Source organism: Streptomyces actinomycinicus (genome assembly GCF_016741775.1).
Lineage (GTDB): Bacteria > Actinomycetota > Actinomycetes > Streptomycetales > Streptomycetaceae > Streptomyces > Streptomyces actinomycinicus.
In genome coordinates this window covers 23,848-39,563 of sequence record NZ_JAERRK010000018.1, presented here as the reverse complement: position 1 = coordinate 39,563, position 15,716 = coordinate 23,848, and the positions used below count along the sequence as shown (strand labels likewise).

Sequence of the window (15,716 nt, the reverse complement as noted above, 5' to 3'; positions counted from 1 at the left end):
GGCACTCTGCCGGGCATGTCCGCACCGCCCCAGGCGGCCCCGGCGCGCTCCGCCGGATACGGCCGCGTCTTCGCCGTGCCCGAGTTCCGGGCCGTCTTCGCCGCGCACGTCCTGTCCATGCTCGGCGTGATCGTCAGCGAGGTCGCGCTCACCGTCCTGGTCTACGACCGCACCGGCTCACCCCTGCTGAGCGCGCTCACCTTCGCCCTGGGCTTCCTGCCGTACGCCGTCGGCGGCGTCCTGCTCGCGCCGGTCGCCGACCGCTTCCCGGCCCGGCGGGTGCTCGTCACCTGTGACCTGGTGTGCGCGGCCGGTGTGGCCCTGATGGCGGCGCCCGGCACCGGCACCGGCACCCTGCTCGCGCTGCGCTGCTGCCTCGCCGTCGTCTCCCCGGTGTTCACCGGCACCCGCACGGCCACGCTCGCCGACGTCCTCGGCGAGGGCGACCTGTTCGTGCTCGGCCGTTCGCTGCTGCGGATCGTCGCCCAGAGCGCGCTGCTGGTCGGCTACGGCCTCGGCGGCCTGCTGCTCACCGCCGTCGCGCCCCGGCGCGCCCTGCTGATCACCGTCGGCACCTTCCTCGCCTCGGCCGCCCTCCTCCGCCTCGGCACCCGGCACCGCCCCGCCCGCACCGGGGACCGGGACGGCGCCTCGCCGGGCCCGCCCTCCCTCCTCAGCCACCCGCGCATCCGCCTGCTGTTCCTGCTCTTCTGGGTGCCGGCGGCGTTCGCCGTCGTCCCCGAGGCCCTCGCCGCGCCGTACGCCGCCGCCCTCGGCGGCGGCTCCGCCGGCCTCGGCCTGCTGATGTGCGCCCTGCCCGTCGGCACGGTGGCCGGCGAACTGTTCGCCGGCGCCCGGCTGCGGCCCCCGGCCCGCGAACGCGTCGCACTGCCCCTGCTCTGCCTCACCCTGCTGCCGTACCTGGGCTTCGCCCTGCGTCCCGGGCTCCCGGCGTCCCTGCTGCTCCTGCTGCTGTCGGGGGCAGGCTCGGCGTACACCCTGGGCCTGGACCAGTGGCTCGTGCGGGCGGTGCCACAGGAGGCGCGCGGGCGGGCCATGACCGTGCTGAGCGCCGGGCTGATGACCGTGCAGGGCGTGGGCATGGCGCTGGCCGGGGTGGCGGCGCAGGCGGTCGGGGTGCGGGCGGCCGTGGCGGGGGCGGGCGCGCTCGGCACGCTGTGCTGCTGCGGACTCGCGCTGGCCGCGCGCCGGACCGCGCACCGGGGGACGCCGGGCCCGACACCCTGAGGAACGCTGGGCCCGACACCCTGAGTAACGCCGGGCCGGACACCCTGAGGAACGCCGGGCCGGAGACCCTCGGGAACGCCGGGCCGGCACCTCGCGGAACGGCGGGCGCCCGAAAGCCGAGACGGAGCTGACCGGCATATGACCGGCGGGTAGGGTCTGATGACGTGCCGAAGCCTCTCAGCCTTCCGTTCGACCCCATCGCCCGCGCCGACGAGCTGTGGAAGCAGCGATGGGGAACCGTGCCGTCCATGGCCGCCATCACCTCGATCATGCGCGCCCAGCAGATCCTGCTCGCCGAGGTGGACGCCGTGGTCAAGCCGTACGGGCTGACGTTCGCCCGCTACGAGGCGCTGGTGCTGCTCACCTTCTCCAAGGCCGGTGAGCTTCCCATGTCCAAGATCGGTGAGCGGCTGATGGTGCACCCCACCTCCGTGACGAACACCGTGGACCGCCTGGTGAAGTCCGGCCTGGTGGCCAAGCGTCCCAACCCCAACGACGGCCGCGGCACCCTCGCCGTCATCACCGACAAGGGCCGCGAGGTGGTCGACGCGGCCACCCGGGACCTGATGGCCATGGACTTCGGGCTCGGCGTGTACGACGCGGAGGAGTGCCAGGAGATCTTCGCCATGCTCCGTCCGCTGCGGATCTCGGCACACGACTTCGACGAGGAGTGACCCGGGGCAAGATCTCCCGGAACGGGTGGTTACGCTCGACTCCATGAAGAAGAGCGTGCTGACCCGCTACCGCGTCCTGGCCTACACCACCGGTGTCCTGCTGGTGCTGCTGTGCCTGAGCATGATCGCGAAGTACGGGTTCCACATCGACGGTGCCGCCGACTTCACCCGGGTCGTCGCCATCGCCCACGGCTGGCTGTACGTCATCTACCTGATCTTCGCCTTCGACCTGGGCTCCAAGGCGAAGTGGCCGGTCGGCAAGCAGCTGTGGGTGCTGATCGCGGGCACCATCCCCACCGCCGCCTTCTTCGTCGAGCGGAAGATCAGCCGCGAGCTGGACGCCCGGGCGGACGGCCCGGCCCCGGCCGTCGCCAAGGCGTAGCTCACACCGCCGTACGGATGCCGTACGGCGGTCAGCCATCGACATTTACTAGGACGTCCAAGTAAATTCGAAGGTATGGACGCTCACGCCATCGAGGAGGGCCGCCGGCGCTGGCAGGCCCGTTACGACGCCGCACGCAAGCGCGACGCGGACTTCACCACGCTCTCCGGCGACCCCGTGGAGCCGGTGTACGGGCCCCGACCGGGCGACACGTACGAGGGATTCGAGCGGATCGGCTGGCCGGGGGAGTACCCCTTCACCCGCGGCCTCCATCCGACCGGCTACCGCGGGCGTACCTGGACGATCAGGCAGTTCGCCGGGTTCGGCAACGCCGAGCAGACCAACGAGCGGTACAAGATGATCCTGGCCGCCGGCGGCGGGGGTCTGTCGGTGGCCTTCGACATGCCGACGCTCATGGGCCGCGACTCCGACGACCCGCGCTCGCTCGGCGAGGTCGGGCACTGCGGGGTCGCCATCGACTCGGCCGCCGACATGGAGGTGCTCTTCAAGGACATCCCGCTGGGGGACGTGACGACCTCCATGACCATCAGCGGTCCGGCGGTCCCCGTGTTCTGCATGTACCTGGTCGCGGCCGAGCGCCAGGGCGTGGACCCGTCGGTGCTCAACGGCACCCTGCAGACCGACATCTTCAAGGAGTACATCGCCCAGAAGGAGTGGCTCTTCCAGCCGGAGCCGCACCTGCGGCTGATCGGCGACCTGATGGAGTACTGCGCGGCGGGCATCCCGGCGTACAAGCCGCTGTCCGTCTCCGGCTACCACATCCGGGAGGCCGGGGCCACGGCGGCGCAGGAGCTGGCCTACACGCTCGCGGACGGCTTCGGGTACGTCGAGCTGGGCCTCAGCCGCGGCCTCGACGTGGACGTCTTCGCCCCCGGTCTGTCGTTCTTCTTCGACGCGCACGTCGACTTCTTCGAGGAGATCGCCAAGTTCCGCGCGGCCCGCCGCATCTGGGCGCGCTGGATGCGGGACGTGTACGGCGCGAAGTCCGACAAGGCGCAGTGGCTGCGCTTCCACACCCAGACGGCCGGGGTGTCGCTGACCGCGCAGCAGCCGTACAACAACGTCGTCCGTACGGCCGTCGAGGCGCTCGCCGCCGTGCTCGGCGGGACGAACTCGCTGCACACCAACGCCCTGGACGAGACCCTCGCCCTGCCGAGCGAGCAGGCCGCGGAGATCGCGCTGCGCACGCAGCAGGTGCTGATGGAGGAGACCGGGGTCGCCAATGTGGCCGACCCGCTGGGGGGCTCGTGGTTCGTCGAGCAGCTGACGGACCGGATCGAGGCGGACGCGGAGAAGATCTTCGAGCAGATCAAGGAGCGGGGCCTTCGGGCGCACCCGGACGGGCGGCACCCGATCGGTCCGGTCACCTCCGGCATCCTGCGCGGGATCGAGGACGGCTGGTTCACCGGGGAGATCGCCGAGTCGGCGTTCCGCTACCAGCAGTCCCTGGAGAAGGGGGAGAAGCGGGTCGTCGGCGTCAACGTCGCCACCGGCTCGGTCACCGGCGACCTGGAGATCCTGCGGGTCAGCCATGAGGTGGAGCGGGAGCAGGTGCGGGTGCTCGCCGACCGGAAGACGGCGCGGGACGACAGCGCCGTACGGTCCGCCCTCGACGCCATGCTGGCGGCCGCGCGGGACGGCTCCAACATGATCGAGCCGATGCTGGACGCGGTGCGCGCGGAGGCCACGCTGGGCGAGATCTGCGGGGTGCTGCGGGACGAGTGGGGCGTGTACACGGAGCCGGCCGGGTTCTGACGGCGGCCGCGGACGGGCCGGCGGAGCGACTCCGCCGGCCCGTCGCCGTCCCGTGTGGGCCGGCCGGTGTCAGAACTGCTGGACGAAGTAGGGCTCCACGGTCATCCAGCCGTTGCCCCGGGCCCCGTGGCGGGTGCCGTTGTCACTGCGGGCCAGGGTGTACCAGGAGTCGACGTAGTCCGGGTCGTCGGTCCACCAGTCGTCCGGGATGGCGTCGAGGACGGCGTTCACCAGCGGGACGTAGCCGCCCTGGTCGGCGATGGTGAGCAGGACGGTGGCGATGGCCTTGGCGAGGTCGCGGTAGTTGGTGCTGCCGTCCTCCTCCATCATCACGGCGTCGGCCAGGTCGTACTTGTAGTTCGACCAGTTGACCAGGATCTGGTTCGGCCGGTACACCGTGCCGTCGTTGTCGAGGTACGGCATGTCGACCGGGTCGACGCGGACCTTGCCGTCCTGGCCGAAGCCGGTGACGAGGGTGTAGATCTCCGCGTCGCCCTTGATCCAGGGCTCCTCGTCGTCCGACAGCTCGACCGCGCTGATCCTGGTGGTCCAGAAGCCCGCGGTGGCCGGCGCCGGCCGTCCGGCGGGCTTCCCGGTGCGCTGCTGTGCGGTGGTGGGCGCGGGGGCCGCGGAGGCGACGCCGAGGCGGTGCAGTTCCGTGCCGAGGACGCGCAGGCCGGCGGCGAGTGCCTGGTCCCCGTCGATGTCGACGACGTAGACGGGGTGCGTGGGTGCCTTGTGCGCGTCGAGGGAGTGGGCCCGGCCGCGGCTGTCGTAGGCGGTGACGGTGGTGGCGTCGTCGTCGGAGGTCGCCGCGGCGACCCAGGGGGTGCGGCCGGCGGTCAGCGCGGGGCGCATGGAGTCGTCCCCGAGGCGCAGCCGCAGGAGGGAACCGACCTGGCCGTCCAGGCCCTTGGCGGTGGCGATGCGGTGGTCGGCCGCGGTCAGGGCGGGCTTCAGGGCCCCGCCGGCCAGCCGGGTGACGGGTACCTCGTCGGAGGCGAGGGCCGCGGCGCGCAGGCGGGCGCGCCAGCCGGTGTCGGAGAGGGAGCCGGCGATGGCGCGTGCGGCCCGGTCCTGGGCCGAGGCCACCGCGGACGAGGGCGTGGGGGAGTGGGAAGCCGCCGCCGACGCGGTCGGGGTGCCGAGGATCTGCCCGGCGCCGAGGGCGGCGAGGGTGGCCGCGACGGTGACGGCGGCGCCGTGGCGGCGGGATTGACGGGGTCTCACGTGAATCGGTCCTCCTGGCGAGTGGGGTGGCGCTGTCAGGTGGAGCGGGTGCTGCGAGAAGGGCCTGTGCGCGCGCTGCGCGCGGTCCGCACGGGGGAGATCTGTGCGCGTGGACCTCTGGCCGCGTGGATCCGGCCCGTGGAGGTCTATGCGAGTAGACCCGGAGTTCTAGAATGACGGTGACATGACACTGTGACAAGAGGCGTGCCGATGTCACGCGAAGGGCGTCGGGGTCAGCCGCCGGCCGCGGCGAGTCCGTCCAGCAGCACCGCGGTGAACCGGCTCGCCCAGTCGGCGTCCACCGGCTCGCAGGAGACCAGGGTCCGGTGCACCACCGCTCCGGCGATCACGTCGAAGATCAGGTCGATCTGCGGGCCCGGATCGGTCACGTCCGCGGGGATCTCGCCCCGGCTCTGGGCGCGCCGCCGGCCCTCGACCACGAGCCGCTTCTGCCGGGCCACGATCTTCTCGCGGAGCCGCTGGCGCAGGGCCTCGTCATGGGTGGCCTCGGCGACCACCGCCATCAGCGCCGTCTTGGTCGCGGGCTGCTCGAGCAGATCGGCGAACTGCAGCACCACGCCCTCCACGTCGGCCCGCAGGCTGCCCCGGTCCGGCAGGACCAGCTGGTCGAAGAGGGTGGCCAGCGCGTCGGTGACCAGCTCGCTCTTGCCCGTCCAGCGGCGATAGACCGTCGTCTTCGCAACCCCGGCCCGCGTGGCGACGTCTCCCAGGGTGAGTTTGGACCAGCCGAGTTCCACCAGCGCCTCCCGCGTCGCGGCCAGGATGGCGGCGTCCGCGGCTGCGCTGCGCGGGCGTCCGGCGCGACCGGCGGGGGTGTGGCTCTGCATCCCACGACCATAACCGGCCGTTCACGCGGTGCCGTGAGAGAGATCACCGACGCGTGGTGTCGCGCGGTGCCCACATGGCATTACGCTACGAGTCGTAGCGAAAGCTCGTGCTGGACGTGCGCGGGCGAGACCACAGGCGTGGGGTGGGGACCCGGCGCCGCACATCGCTTTTTCACTCAGGGACGGGATCGGGGGAGGATAGACGCATGCAGCCACGGAACATGTCCATGAGCGGCGTCGTCGACCTCGCCGCGGTGAAGGCGGCCCAGGAGGCCAAGGCCAAGGCCGAGCAGACGCGCGCCGCAGCCGCCCGGCAGGGCGGGACGGGGGCCGTCTCGCCGGCCGATCTCGTCATCGACGTCGATGAGGCGGGGTTCGAGCGGGATGTCCTGCAGCGCTCCGCCGAAGTCCCCGTCGTCCTCGACTTCTGGGCCGAGTGGTGTCAGCCCTGCAAGCAGCTGAGCCCGGTCCTCGAGCGGCTGGCCGTCGAGTACAACGGGCGCTTCCTGCTCGCCAAGGTCGACGTCGACGCCAACCAGATGCTGATGCAGCAGTTCGGGATCCAGGGGATCCCGGCCGTCTTCGCCGTCGTGGCCGGACAGGCGCTCCCGCTGTTCCAGGGGGTGACCCCCGAGCCGCAGATCCGGGAGACCCTGGACCAGCTGGTGCAGGTCGCCGAGCAGCGCTTCGGGCTGACCGGCCTGACCGTCGACCCGGACGCCGAGCCGGGCGGTGCCGCGCCGAGCGGGGAGCAGGCGGGACCCTACGACGCGGCGCTGAACGCGGCCGCGCAGGCGCTGGACGCCGGCGACCTGGGCGGTGCCGTCCAGGCGTACAAGAACGTGCTGGCCGACGACCCGGCCCACCCCGAGGCCGCACTGGGCCTGGCGCAGGCCGAGTTGCTCCAGCGGGTGCAGGGCATGGACCCGCAGAAGGTGCGCCGGGAGGCGGCCGAGCGGCCGAAGGACGTCGACGCGCAGATCGCCGCGGCCGACCTGGACCTGGTGGGCGGTCACGTCGAGGACGCCTTCGGGCGGCTGATCGAGACCGTGCAGCGCACGGTGGGTGACGACCGGGACACCGTGCGGCGGCGACTGCTGGAGCTGTTCGAGGTCGTGGGCCCCGAGGACCCGCGCGTGATCGGCGCGCGGAGGGCGCTGGCGCGCGCCCTGTTCTGACCAGTCCCTAAACGCCTCGGCTTGTGGTGCCGGGGTGAAAGATTCGCCGACAAGGTGTCACGGCGGCCGCGCTTTACCAAATCTTGGTAATCGCGGCCGCTGTTACTCCGAGTAAATCAAGGCCGTTGGTCTGTCTGGTTTCGTCCAGGGATCAACGGCTTTGTTCTGCCCGCAGGCGCCACCGAGCGTCGCGCTCCGAGACCGGCCGGTCGTCCCCTGGTTATACGGCCGTTACTAGCCAGTAACGAACCCCCTTGTGTCCGGGCCGAGAATGCACCACGATCGGCGACGCTCGGTCCATTCCCGTACCCCGACAGCCGGTCGGGTCACGGGAGACTCTGGGTCCCCACCGAGCAGAGCCGGCGGCAGTGGTGCCGGCTCTAGGGCAGGGGGGTCTTCGTCGCATCGGCGAAGCCTGTCCGGCAAGGTTGTGCGTGATGTGTGTCAGGCGCGACCAGTGGTTGTCGCTCGGGGGTGATCGCCGGTGATTCGGGCGCGGTTCGCGCCTCCGAGTGCGGGCGCTCTCCTTCCCGAGGACGTAGCACTTCTCCCATCCCTGCCTGGCTGAGCCTTCGTTCGGGGGCGAGTCGGGGTCAGGAGATGTACGTCCGAGAAGGAGGAAATATGGAGTCCCAGGTGCGTGGCGGGACCAGATGGAAGCGGTTCGCTGTGGTCATGGTGCCCAGCGTGGCCGCCACGGCGTGTATAGGTGTCGCCCTCGCGCAGGGCGCTCTCGCGGCCTCGTTCAGCGTGTCCGGCCAGTCGTTCAAGGTGTCCGCCGACCAGCTCGTCGGCACCGGCTTCGAGCAGTACGGCGCCATCGACAGCGGCTACACGATGGACGGCAAGAAGACGGCGCACCCGGTGGCCGTCTCGGCGTTCAAGCACGCCGAGATCACCAACCTGTGCCAGTCCGTCGTCACGCCTGACGTGCCGATCTTCGGCAACGTCAGCCTCATCCTGCGCGCCGGTGGCGAAGGCCACGACAAGGTCCAGGCCGACAACATCTACATCGACGTCGCCGACCTCAACGCCGACGCGACGTTCGACAACATCGACATCGGCGTGGCCGCCAAGGACGCCTCCAAGGGTCCGGGTATGAAGGGCGGCGGCGAGCAGGCCAACCCCTTCGGCTTCGCGCAGCAGGCCGACAAGGCCACGCTGGTCGGCGTGAAGCAGACGGCGTGGGCGACCACCGCCGGCACGTTCAAGCTCAGCGGTCTGCACATGTCGCTGGCGACGGGTGTCAAGGAGTGCTACTAGGCACTCGCTGACGGGCGGGGGAGCCGGTGGCGCCCCCGCCCGTCCACTCTCCGGCCGCGTTCTCACGCGCGGCACACATCACCACCACAGCAACGCCGCACCAGGGAGCTGTTTTCCATGAGCGCCGAGACTCCTGCCGCCGCATCCGGCCAGTCCACCAGCCGGAGGCTGCAGTTCCGCGCCTGGCGGGGCACGCGTCCGTTCTGGGCCGGACTGCTCGTCATGCTCGGCGGCCTTCCGATCATGTACTTCCCGTACGCCCATCTCCAGCTCGGGCACCTGACGCTGGCGATGTCGACCACCGCGGGAGCCGGCTCCCTGATCATCGGTGTGCTGCTCATCGTCCTGGGCGTGAGCCTGTGGTTCCAGAAGCACGTACGGACCTTCGCAGGCGTCGCCGCGATCCTGCTCGCGCTGGTGTCCATCCCCGTGGCCAACTTCGGCGGCTTCGTCATGGGCTTCCTGCTCGCCCTGATCGGCGGGGCGATGGCCGTGGCCTGGGCGCCGGGTGCGCCCCCGCAGGAGCAGCCGCCGGCCGCGGCCGCCCCGGGCGAGGGCGGTGCTCCCGAGACGACCCCGCTGCCGCAGCAGGGCACTGACCCGGTGAGCGAGGGGCCGACCGGGCCCTACAAGGCGCCCTGGGAGAACGACCTGTCAGGAACGAGCCCGGCCAACGGGGCGAACGGGAGGCACAGTGCCGGCTGACGAGGTGACCCGCGGGACCGATCTGGAGGGGTCCCGCGCGAGAACCGGGCCCCGCCACGCGGCCCCCAGGAAGCCGCTGTTCACCAGGTTCCACATGCCGGCCGGCAAGGCCATAGCCTCCGTGGCGATGCCCACGGCGGTGCTCATGGGCATGGGCTTCACGTCCACGCTGGCCCTGGCCGACAACAACGGCAGCCCGTCCCCGTCGACGTCGGCCAAGAGCCTGACGGCCGACGAGTACAAGGACTGCGTCAAGGCGCTGGGCGACGACAAGGACACCTCGGCCTCGCCGACGCCGTCCCCGTCGCAGAGCACGTCCGAGGACACGGCCACGCCGTCCCCCACGGCGACCGCGGGCACCGGTGACGGCAAGGACACCCAGGGCTCGGGCGACACCTCTTCGCCGGATTCAGGTTCCGGCGACGAGACCACGCCCAAGCCGGCCGACACCGCCGGATCGGGATCCTCGGGCTCCTCCGGCTCGGACACGGGCTCGTCCGGATCGGGATCCGGCTCGGGCACGGACACGGCCACTCCGGAGCCGACCGCGACCCAGGGCAGCGGCGGCGGTGTCCTGGACACCATCGGCGACACGATCGGTGACATCCTCACCGGTGGGAAGAGCACGGACCCCGGCGCCTCGCCGTCGGCCCCGGCTCCGGCGTCGACGCCGTCCGCGTCCCCTTCGCCGTCCGCCACGGAGACCCCGTCGAGCGACGGCAAGGACTCCGGCGGCAGCGCCTCCGACACCGTCCAGGACACGGCCGAAAAGGCCAAGGACACCGTCGGCAAGACCGAGGACACGGTCAAGGACACCAGCGGCACCGCCTCCAAGACGGCCGGGGACACCACCGGGAAGGTCAAGGACGCGACCCCGTCGGCCACGCCGAGCCCGTCCGCGAGCGAGTCCGTCGACGCCGAGGACTGCCCGGCGGCCACGGACGAGGAGGGCGGCGTCGACAACAAGGTGCCGGTCGCGGACGACCCCTGGTACCTGAACGCCAGCTCCCTGCTCCTCAAGGGCGCCGATTACCAGGGCATAGTCGAGGTGAAGACGGCCAACGGCACCAAGAAGAAGGTGCTGAAGTACGTCATCTCCGGCGGGACCGACATCGGGGACCTGCACCAGACGGTCCAGGACAAGCAGGCCGACAAGACCTACCACGTCCAGGCCTCGAAGGGCTCGACGTCCACCATCACCGGCGGAGACACGGTGATGTACACCGAGAGCATCTCGGGCAACCTGTTCGGTCTGATCCCGGTGACCTTCAGCCCCGACAGCCCGCCCCCGCTGAACATCCCGCTGATCTACTTCACCCATGTGAAGGTGACCCAGGCGGCCCAGTTCGGCGGCAACCTGCACGTGCCCGGCATGCACGTGTACACGACCGACTGAGCGGTCGCACAAGCCGGTTCGGGAGCCGCGGAAAACACCGGGGGCGCCCCCTGTCGCAGGGGGCGCCCCCGGTGCCGTTCCAAGGCCCGTACGGGACGGGTCAGTTGCTGCGGGTGCCGCCCAGGTGGTGGACGCGGAGCATGTTGGTGGTGCCGGGGACCCCGGGGGGCGAGCCGGCGGTGATGATGACGGTGTCGCCCGCGTCGAACCGGCCGAGCCGGGCGATCTCCTGGTCCACCAGGTCGACCATCTCGTCCGTGGTGTTCACGAACGGCACGACGTGCGACTCCACGCCCCAGCTGAGAGTGAGCTGGTTACGGGTGCCCTCGTCCGTGGTGAAGGCGATGATCGGCTGGGTCGCGCGGTAGCGCGACAGCCGGCGCGCGGTGTCACCGGACTGGGTGAAGGCGATCAGGCCCTTGCCGCCGAGGAAGTCGGCGATCTCGGCGGCGGCACGGGCCACCGAACCGCCCTGCGTGCGCGGCTTCTTGCCCGGCACCAGCGGCTGCAGGCCCTTGGAGAGCAGCTCCTGCTCGGCCGCGGTGACGATCTTCGACATGGTCTTCACCGTCTCGACCGGGTAGGCGCCCACGCTGGACTCGGCCGACAGCATGACCGCGTCCGCGCCGTCCAGGATCGCGTTGGCCACGTCGGAGGCCTCGGCGCGGGTCGGGCGGGAGTTGGTGATCATCGACTCCATCATCTGGGTCGCCACGATCACCGGCTTGGCGTTGCGCCGGCACAGCTCGATCAGGCGCTTCTGCACCATGGGGACCTTCTCGAGCGGGTACTCGACGGCGAGGTCGCCACGCGCGACCATGACGCCGTCGAACGCCATCACGACGTCCTCCATGTTCTCGACCGCCTGCGGCTTCTCGACCTTGGCGATCACCGGGACCCGGCGGCCCTCCTCGTCCATCACGCGGTGGACGTCGTGCACGTCCTTGGCGTCCCGGACGAAGGACAGGGCGACCAGGTCGCAGCCCATGCGGAGGGCGAAGCGCAGGTCCTCGACGTCCTTCTCGCTCAGCGCGGGGACGTTGACGGCCGCGCCGGGCAGGTTGATGCCCTTGTGGTCGGAGACGACACCGCCCTCGATGACGATCGTCTTGACCCGGGGGCCCTCGACGTCCAGGACCTTCAGCTCGACGTTGCCGTCGTTGATCAGGACCTGGTCACCGCGCGAGACGTCGCCCGGCAGCCCCTTGTACGTCGTACCGCAGATGCTCTTGTCACCCGGCACGTCCTCGGTCGTGATGACGAACTCGTCACCGCGCTCCAGCTCGACCGGCCCCTCGGCGAAGGTCTCCAGGCGGATCTTCGGGCCCTGCAGGTCGGCGAGGACGCCGATGGGGCGGCCGGTCTCCTTGGACGCGGCCCGGACGCGGTCGTACCGCGCCTGGTGCTCGGCGTGGGTGCCGTGGCTGAAGTTGAACCGGGCCACATTCATGCCCGCCTCGATCATGGCGACGAGCATCTCGTGGGAGTCGACCGCGGGGCCGAGAGTACAGACGATTTTCGAACGGCGCATGAGGCGATCCTATCGGTTTGTTTCGCTACGGAATATTCCGTCTGGCGGAAGATACAAATGAGTGCCACACCGCTCAGGTGCTATTCAGTTGTTCTTTCCGACCAGTGCGTAGGTCTGCGTCGCGATCTCCAGTTCTTCATCCGTCGGCACCACGGCGACCGCCACCCGCGCCGAGTCCGGTGAAATCAGCCGCGGCTCGCCGCTGCGCACGGAGTTCCGCTCCGGATCGACCGCCGGCCCCAGCCCCTCCAGGCCCGCGATCGCCGCCTGGCGCACGGGCGCCGCGTTCTCGCCCACGCCGGCGGTGAAGGCGACCGCGTCCACCGTGCCGAGCACGGCGAAATAGGCGCCGATGTACTTCTTGATCCGGTGAATGTAAATATCGAAGGCCAGCGAGGCCTCTTCGTCACCCTCGTCGATCCGGCGGCGGATCTCCCGCATGTCGTTGTCCCCGCACAGGCCGAAGAGACCGCTCCGCTTGTTGAGAAGAGTGTCGATCTCGTCCATGGACATATCGCCAACCCGGGCCAAATGGAAGATGACGGCCGGGTCCAGGTCACCGGAGCGCGTACCCATCACGAGCCCCTCCAAAGGCGTCAGTCCCATGGAGGTGTCCACGCACCGGCCCTTCGCCACCGCGGACGCCGAGGCCCCGTTGCCCAGGTGCAGCACGATGACGTTGACCTCGGACGGGTCCTTGCCCAGCAGCCGCGCGGTCTCCCGGGAGACGTACGCGTGCGAGGTGCCGTGGAAGCCGTACCGCCGGATCCGGTGCCGGTCGGCGGTCTTCGGGTCGATCGCGTAGCGCGCCGCCGACTCCGGCATCGTCGTGTGGAACGCCGTGTCGAAGACGGCGACCTGGGGCAGGTCGGGGCGCAGCGCCCGCGCGGTGCGGATGCCGGTGAGGTTGGCCGGGTTGTGCAGCGGGGCGACCGGGATCAGCCGCTCGATCTCGGTGAGCACCTCGTCGTCGACGACCGTGGGCTCGGTGAAGAACATCCCGCCGTGCACCACCCGGTGCCCGATCGCGGCCAGCTCGGGGGAGTCCAGGCCGAGGCCGTCCCGGGTCAGCTCCTCGGCGACCGCCTTGAGGGCGGCGTCGTGGTCGGCGATCGGGCCGTTGCGCTCGCGGGCGTCGCCGGAGGTCACGCAGGTGTGCTCGAGCCTCGAGGTCTGCTCGCCGATGCGCTCGACCAGGCCCACCGCGAGCCGGCTGCTGTCCCGCATGTCCAGGAGCTGGTACTTCAGCGAGGAGGAGCCGGAGTTGAGGACGAGGACACGGGTGGGGGAGGTCACTGCTCGGACGCCTTCTCGCTGGAGTTCTGGGCCTGGATCGCCGTGATGGCGACGGTGTTGACGATGTCCTGGACGAGCGCGCCCCGGGACAGGTCGTTGACCGGCTTGCGCAAGCCCTGCAGGACCGGGCCGACGGCGATCGCGCCGGCCGAGCGCTGCACGGCCTTGTAGGTGTTGTTGCCGGTGTTGAGGTCGGGGAAGATCAGCACGCTGGCCTGACCGGCGACCTCGGAGCCGGGCAGCTTGGTGGCGGCGACGGACGGCTCGACGGCCGCGTCGTACTGGATCGGGCCCTCGATCTTCAGGTCCGGCCGGCGCGAGCGGGCCAGCTCGGTGGCCTCGCGCACCTTGTCCACGTCGGCGCCCGAACCGGACGTACCGGTGGAGTACGACAGCATCGCGATCCGCGGCTCCACCCCGAACTGCGCGGCCGTGCCCGCCGACTGCACGGCGATGTCCGCCAGCTGCTCGGCGTTCGGGTCCGGGTTGACCGCGCAGTCGCCGTAGACCAGCACCTTGTCGGCCAGGCACATGAAGAACACCGACGACACGATCGATGACTCGGTCCGGGTCTTGATGATCTCGAAGGCGGGCCGGATGGTCGCGGCCGTGGAGTGCACCGAGCCGGACACCATGCCGTCGGCCAGGCCCTCCTGGACCATCAGGGTGCCGAAATAGTTGACGTCGGAGACGACGTCGTAGGCCAGCTCGACGGTGACGCCCTTGTGGGCGCGCAGTCGCGCGTACTTCTCGGCGAAGGAGTCGCGCAGCTCGGAGGTGGCCGGATCGATCAGCTGGGTGTCGACGAGGTCGATGCCGAGGTCGGCGGCCTTCTTGCGGATCTGGTCGACCGGGCCGAGCAGGGTCAGGTCGCACACGCCCCGGCGCAGCAGCACCTCGGCCGCGTGCAGCACCCGCTCCTCGGTGCCCTCCGGCAGCACGACCCGGCGCTTGTCGGAGCGGGCCTGCTCCAGGAGCTTGTGCTCGAACATCATCGGGGTGACCCGGTCGCCGCTCGGCGCCGAGACCCGGCGGGCCAGCTCGGCGGTGTCGGCGTACCGCTCGAACAGGCCGAGCGCGGTCTCCGCCTTGCGCGGGGTGGACGCGTTCAGCTTGCCCTCGAGCGAGAAGAGCCGCTCGGCGGTGGGGAAGCTGTTGCCGGTCACCGACAGCACCGGGGTGCCCGGGGCGAGGCGGGCGGCGAGGGTGAGGATCTCGTCGCTCGGCACCTCGTCCAGGGTGAGCAGGACGCCGGCTATCGGCGGGGTGCCGGCGCTGTGCGCGGCGAGCGAGCCGACGACCAGGTCGGCGCGGTCCCCGGGGGTGACGACCAGGCAGCCCGGGGTCAGGGCGCCCAGCAGGTTCGGCAGCATCGCCCCGCCGAAGACGAAGCCCAGCGCGTCCCGGGCGAGCCCGGAATCGTCACCGAGCAGTACCTTCGCGCCGAGGACCTGGGAGATCTGGGCGACCGTCGGCGCGGAGAGAGCCGGTTCGTCGGGCACGACGTAGCAGGGCACCGGCAGCCGGTCGGCGAGCCGCCCGGCGATCTCGTCGCGGTCCTCCCGGGCGACCCGGTTGGCGACCATGGCGAGCACGTCGCAGCCGAGGCCGTCGTAGGCGCGGAAGGCGTTGCGCGTCTCGGCGAGCACCGACTCGGTGCTCTGCTTGCGGCCGCCGACCACGGGGATGACGGAGGCGCCGAACTCGTTGGCGAGACGGGCGTTGAGGGACAGTTCGTCCGGCAGCTGGGTGTCGGCGAAGTCGGTGCCGAGGACGAGGACGACGTCGTAGTCGCGGGCCACCAGGTGGAAGCGGTCGACGAGGGCGGAGACCAGTTCGTCGGTGCCCTGTTCGGCCTGGAGCGCGGACGCCTCGTGGTAGTCCATGCCGTAGACGGTGGCCGGGTCCTGCGAGAGCCGGTAGCGCGCCCGCAGCAACTCGAACAGGCGATCGGGTCCGTCGTGGACGAGCGGACGGAACACCCCCACCCGGTCGACCTGCCGGGTCAGGAGTTCCATCACTCCCAGCTCCACGACCTGGCGGCCGTCGCCGCGGTCGATCCCGGTCACGTACACGCTGCGCGTCACGTGTCCACTCCGTTCCTCATGTCTTGTATGTCGCTACGGCATAAAAATCGCCCACCGAGGTGAGCAGAACCCTCTTGACAATACCCCTGCTGCCGGATAAGG

13 protein-coding genes are annotated in these 15,716 nt (G+C 70.9%); 8 read left to right on the top strand and 5 right to left on the bottom strand.

Annotation, left to right across the window (positions count from 1 at the left end; translation table 11 throughout):
- The first annotated feature begins 15 nt into the window (after window positions 1-15).
- The 4 genes from JK359_RS27955 (at window position 16) to icmA (ending at window position 4,080) form a co-directional block, all read left to right on the top strand.
- Complete coding sequence (locus JK359_RS27955; protein WP_201841291.1) at window positions 16-1,248, top strand: MFS transporter; 1,233 nt, start codon at window positions 16-18, stop codon at window positions 1,246-1,248.
- Between the two features lie 164 nt (window positions 1,249-1,412).
- Window positions 1,413-1,922, top strand: a complete 510-nt coding sequence (locus JK359_RS27950; RefSeq protein ID WP_201841289.1) for a MarR family winged helix-turn-helix transcriptional regulator — start codon at window positions 1,413-1,415, stop codon at window positions 1,920-1,922.
- Between the two features lie 43 nt (window positions 1,923-1,965).
- A complete protein-coding gene (locus JK359_RS27945) occupies window positions 1,966-2,304 on the top strand; it encodes a DUF3817 domain-containing protein (protein ID WP_201841287.1) in 339 nt (112 codons plus the stop codon).
- A 75-nt stretch (window positions 2,305-2,379) separates the two neighbouring features.
- Entirely contained in the window at window positions 2,380-4,080 is a 1,701-nt protein-coding gene (gene icmA / locus JK359_RS27940) for a coenzyme B12-dependent isobutyryl-CoA mutase large subunit (RefSeq protein WP_201841285.1), read from the top strand.
- Window positions 4,081-4,149: 69 nt separating this feature from the next.
- Here icmA and JK359_RS27935 read toward each other — a convergent pair whose 3' ends face one another.
- Entirely contained in the window at window positions 4,150-5,310 is a 1,161-nt protein-coding gene (locus tag JK359_RS27935; protein WP_201841283.1) for a DUF3103 family protein, read from the bottom strand.
- A 233-nt stretch (window positions 5,311-5,543) separates the two neighbouring features.
- The gene (locus tag JK359_RS27930; protein WP_201841281.1) at window positions 5,544-6,158 is read right to left on the bottom strand and encodes a TetR/AcrR family transcriptional regulator; all 615 of its coding nucleotides are present in this window, start codon (window positions 6,156-6,158) and stop codon (window positions 5,544-5,546) included.
- Window positions 6,159-6,364: 206 nt separating this feature from the next.
- Here JK359_RS27930 and JK359_RS27925 point away from each other — a divergent pair, with 206 nt between their 5' ends.
- The 4 genes from JK359_RS27925 to JK359_RS27910 all read left to right on the top strand — a co-directional run bounded on the left by JK359_RS27925 (window position 6,365) and on the right by JK359_RS27910 (window position 10,700).
- Entirely contained in the window at window positions 6,365-7,336 is a 972-nt protein-coding gene (locus tag JK359_RS27925; RefSeq protein WP_201841279.1) for a tetratricopeptide repeat protein, read from the top strand.
- 624 nt (window positions 7,337-7,960) lie between these two features.
- The gene (locus tag JK359_RS27920) at window positions 7,961-8,599 is read left to right on the top strand and encodes a DUF6230 family protein (protein ID WP_201841277.1); all 639 of its coding nucleotides are present in this window, start codon (window positions 7,961-7,963) and stop codon (window positions 8,597-8,599) included.
- Window positions 8,600-8,716: 117 nt separating this feature from the next.
- Window positions 8,717-9,304: a DUF6114 domain-containing protein gene (locus JK359_RS27915; protein ID WP_201841275.1), complete on the top strand. Its 588-nt coding sequence runs from the start codon at window positions 8,717-8,719 to the stop codon at window positions 9,302-9,304.
- Window positions 9,294-10,700, top strand: coding sequence for a hypothetical protein (locus tag JK359_RS27910; protein WP_201841272.1), 1,407 nt, complete (start codon window positions 9,294-9,296; stop codon window positions 10,698-10,700). Before JK359_RS27915 ends, JK359_RS27910 begins: the two co-directional genes overlap by 11 nt.
- Before the next feature lie 100 nt (window positions 10,701-10,800).
- On the opposite strand, the gene pyk is transcribed toward JK359_RS27910, so the two are convergent.
- The 3 genes from pyk to pta all read right to left on the bottom strand — a co-directional run bounded on the left by pyk (window position 10,801) and on the right by pta (window position 15,614).
- Window positions 10,801-12,231, bottom strand: coding sequence for a pyruvate kinase (gene pyk, locus JK359_RS27905; protein ID WP_201841269.1), 1,431 nt, complete (start codon window positions 12,229-12,231; stop codon window positions 10,801-10,803).
- Window positions 12,232-12,315: 84 nt separating this feature from the next.
- Entirely contained in the window at window positions 12,316-13,527 is a 1,212-nt protein-coding gene (locus JK359_RS27900) for an acetate kinase (RefSeq protein WP_201841267.1), read from the bottom strand.
- A complete protein-coding gene (pta, locus tag JK359_RS27895; RefSeq protein ID WP_201841265.1) occupies window positions 13,524-15,614 on the bottom strand; it encodes a phosphate acetyltransferase in 2,091 nt (696 codons plus the stop codon). The genes JK359_RS27900 and pta overlap by 4 nt, the downstream gene beginning before the upstream one ends.
- Between the last annotated feature and the right edge of the window lie 102 nt (window positions 15,615-15,716).

Excerpts from the sequence above, each read along its gene's own strand:
- JK359_RS27955 (WP_201841291.1), top strand. The coding sequence starts at position 16 with ATGTCCGCACCGCCCCAGGCGGCCCCGGCGCGCTCCGCCGGATACGGC.
- JK359_RS27945 (WP_201841287.1), top strand. The coding sequence starts at position 1,966 with ATGAAGAAGAGCGTGCTGACCCGCTACCGCGTCCTGGCCTACACCACC.
- icmA (WP_201841285.1), top strand. The coding sequence starts at position 2,380 with ATGGACGCTCACGCCATCGAGGAGGGCCGCCGGCGCTGGCAGGCCCGT.
- JK359_RS27930 (WP_201841281.1), bottom strand. The coding sequence starts at position 6,158 with ATGCAGAGCCACACCCCCGCCGGTCGCGCCGGACGCCCGCGCAGCGCA.
- JK359_RS27925 (WP_201841279.1), top strand. The coding sequence starts at position 6,365 with ATGCAGCCACGGAACATGTCCATGAGCGGCGTCGTCGACCTCGCCGCG.
- JK359_RS27920 (WP_201841277.1), top strand. The coding sequence starts at position 7,961 with ATGGAGTCCCAGGTGCGTGGCGGGACCAGATGGAAGCGGTTCGCTGTG.
- JK359_RS27915 (WP_201841275.1), top strand. The coding sequence starts at position 8,717 with ATGAGCGCCGAGACTCCTGCCGCCGCATCCGGCCAGTCCACCAGCCGG.
- pyk (WP_201841269.1), bottom strand. The coding sequence starts at position 12,231 with ATGCGCCGTTCGAAAATCGTCTGTACTCTCGGCCCCGCGGTCGACTCC.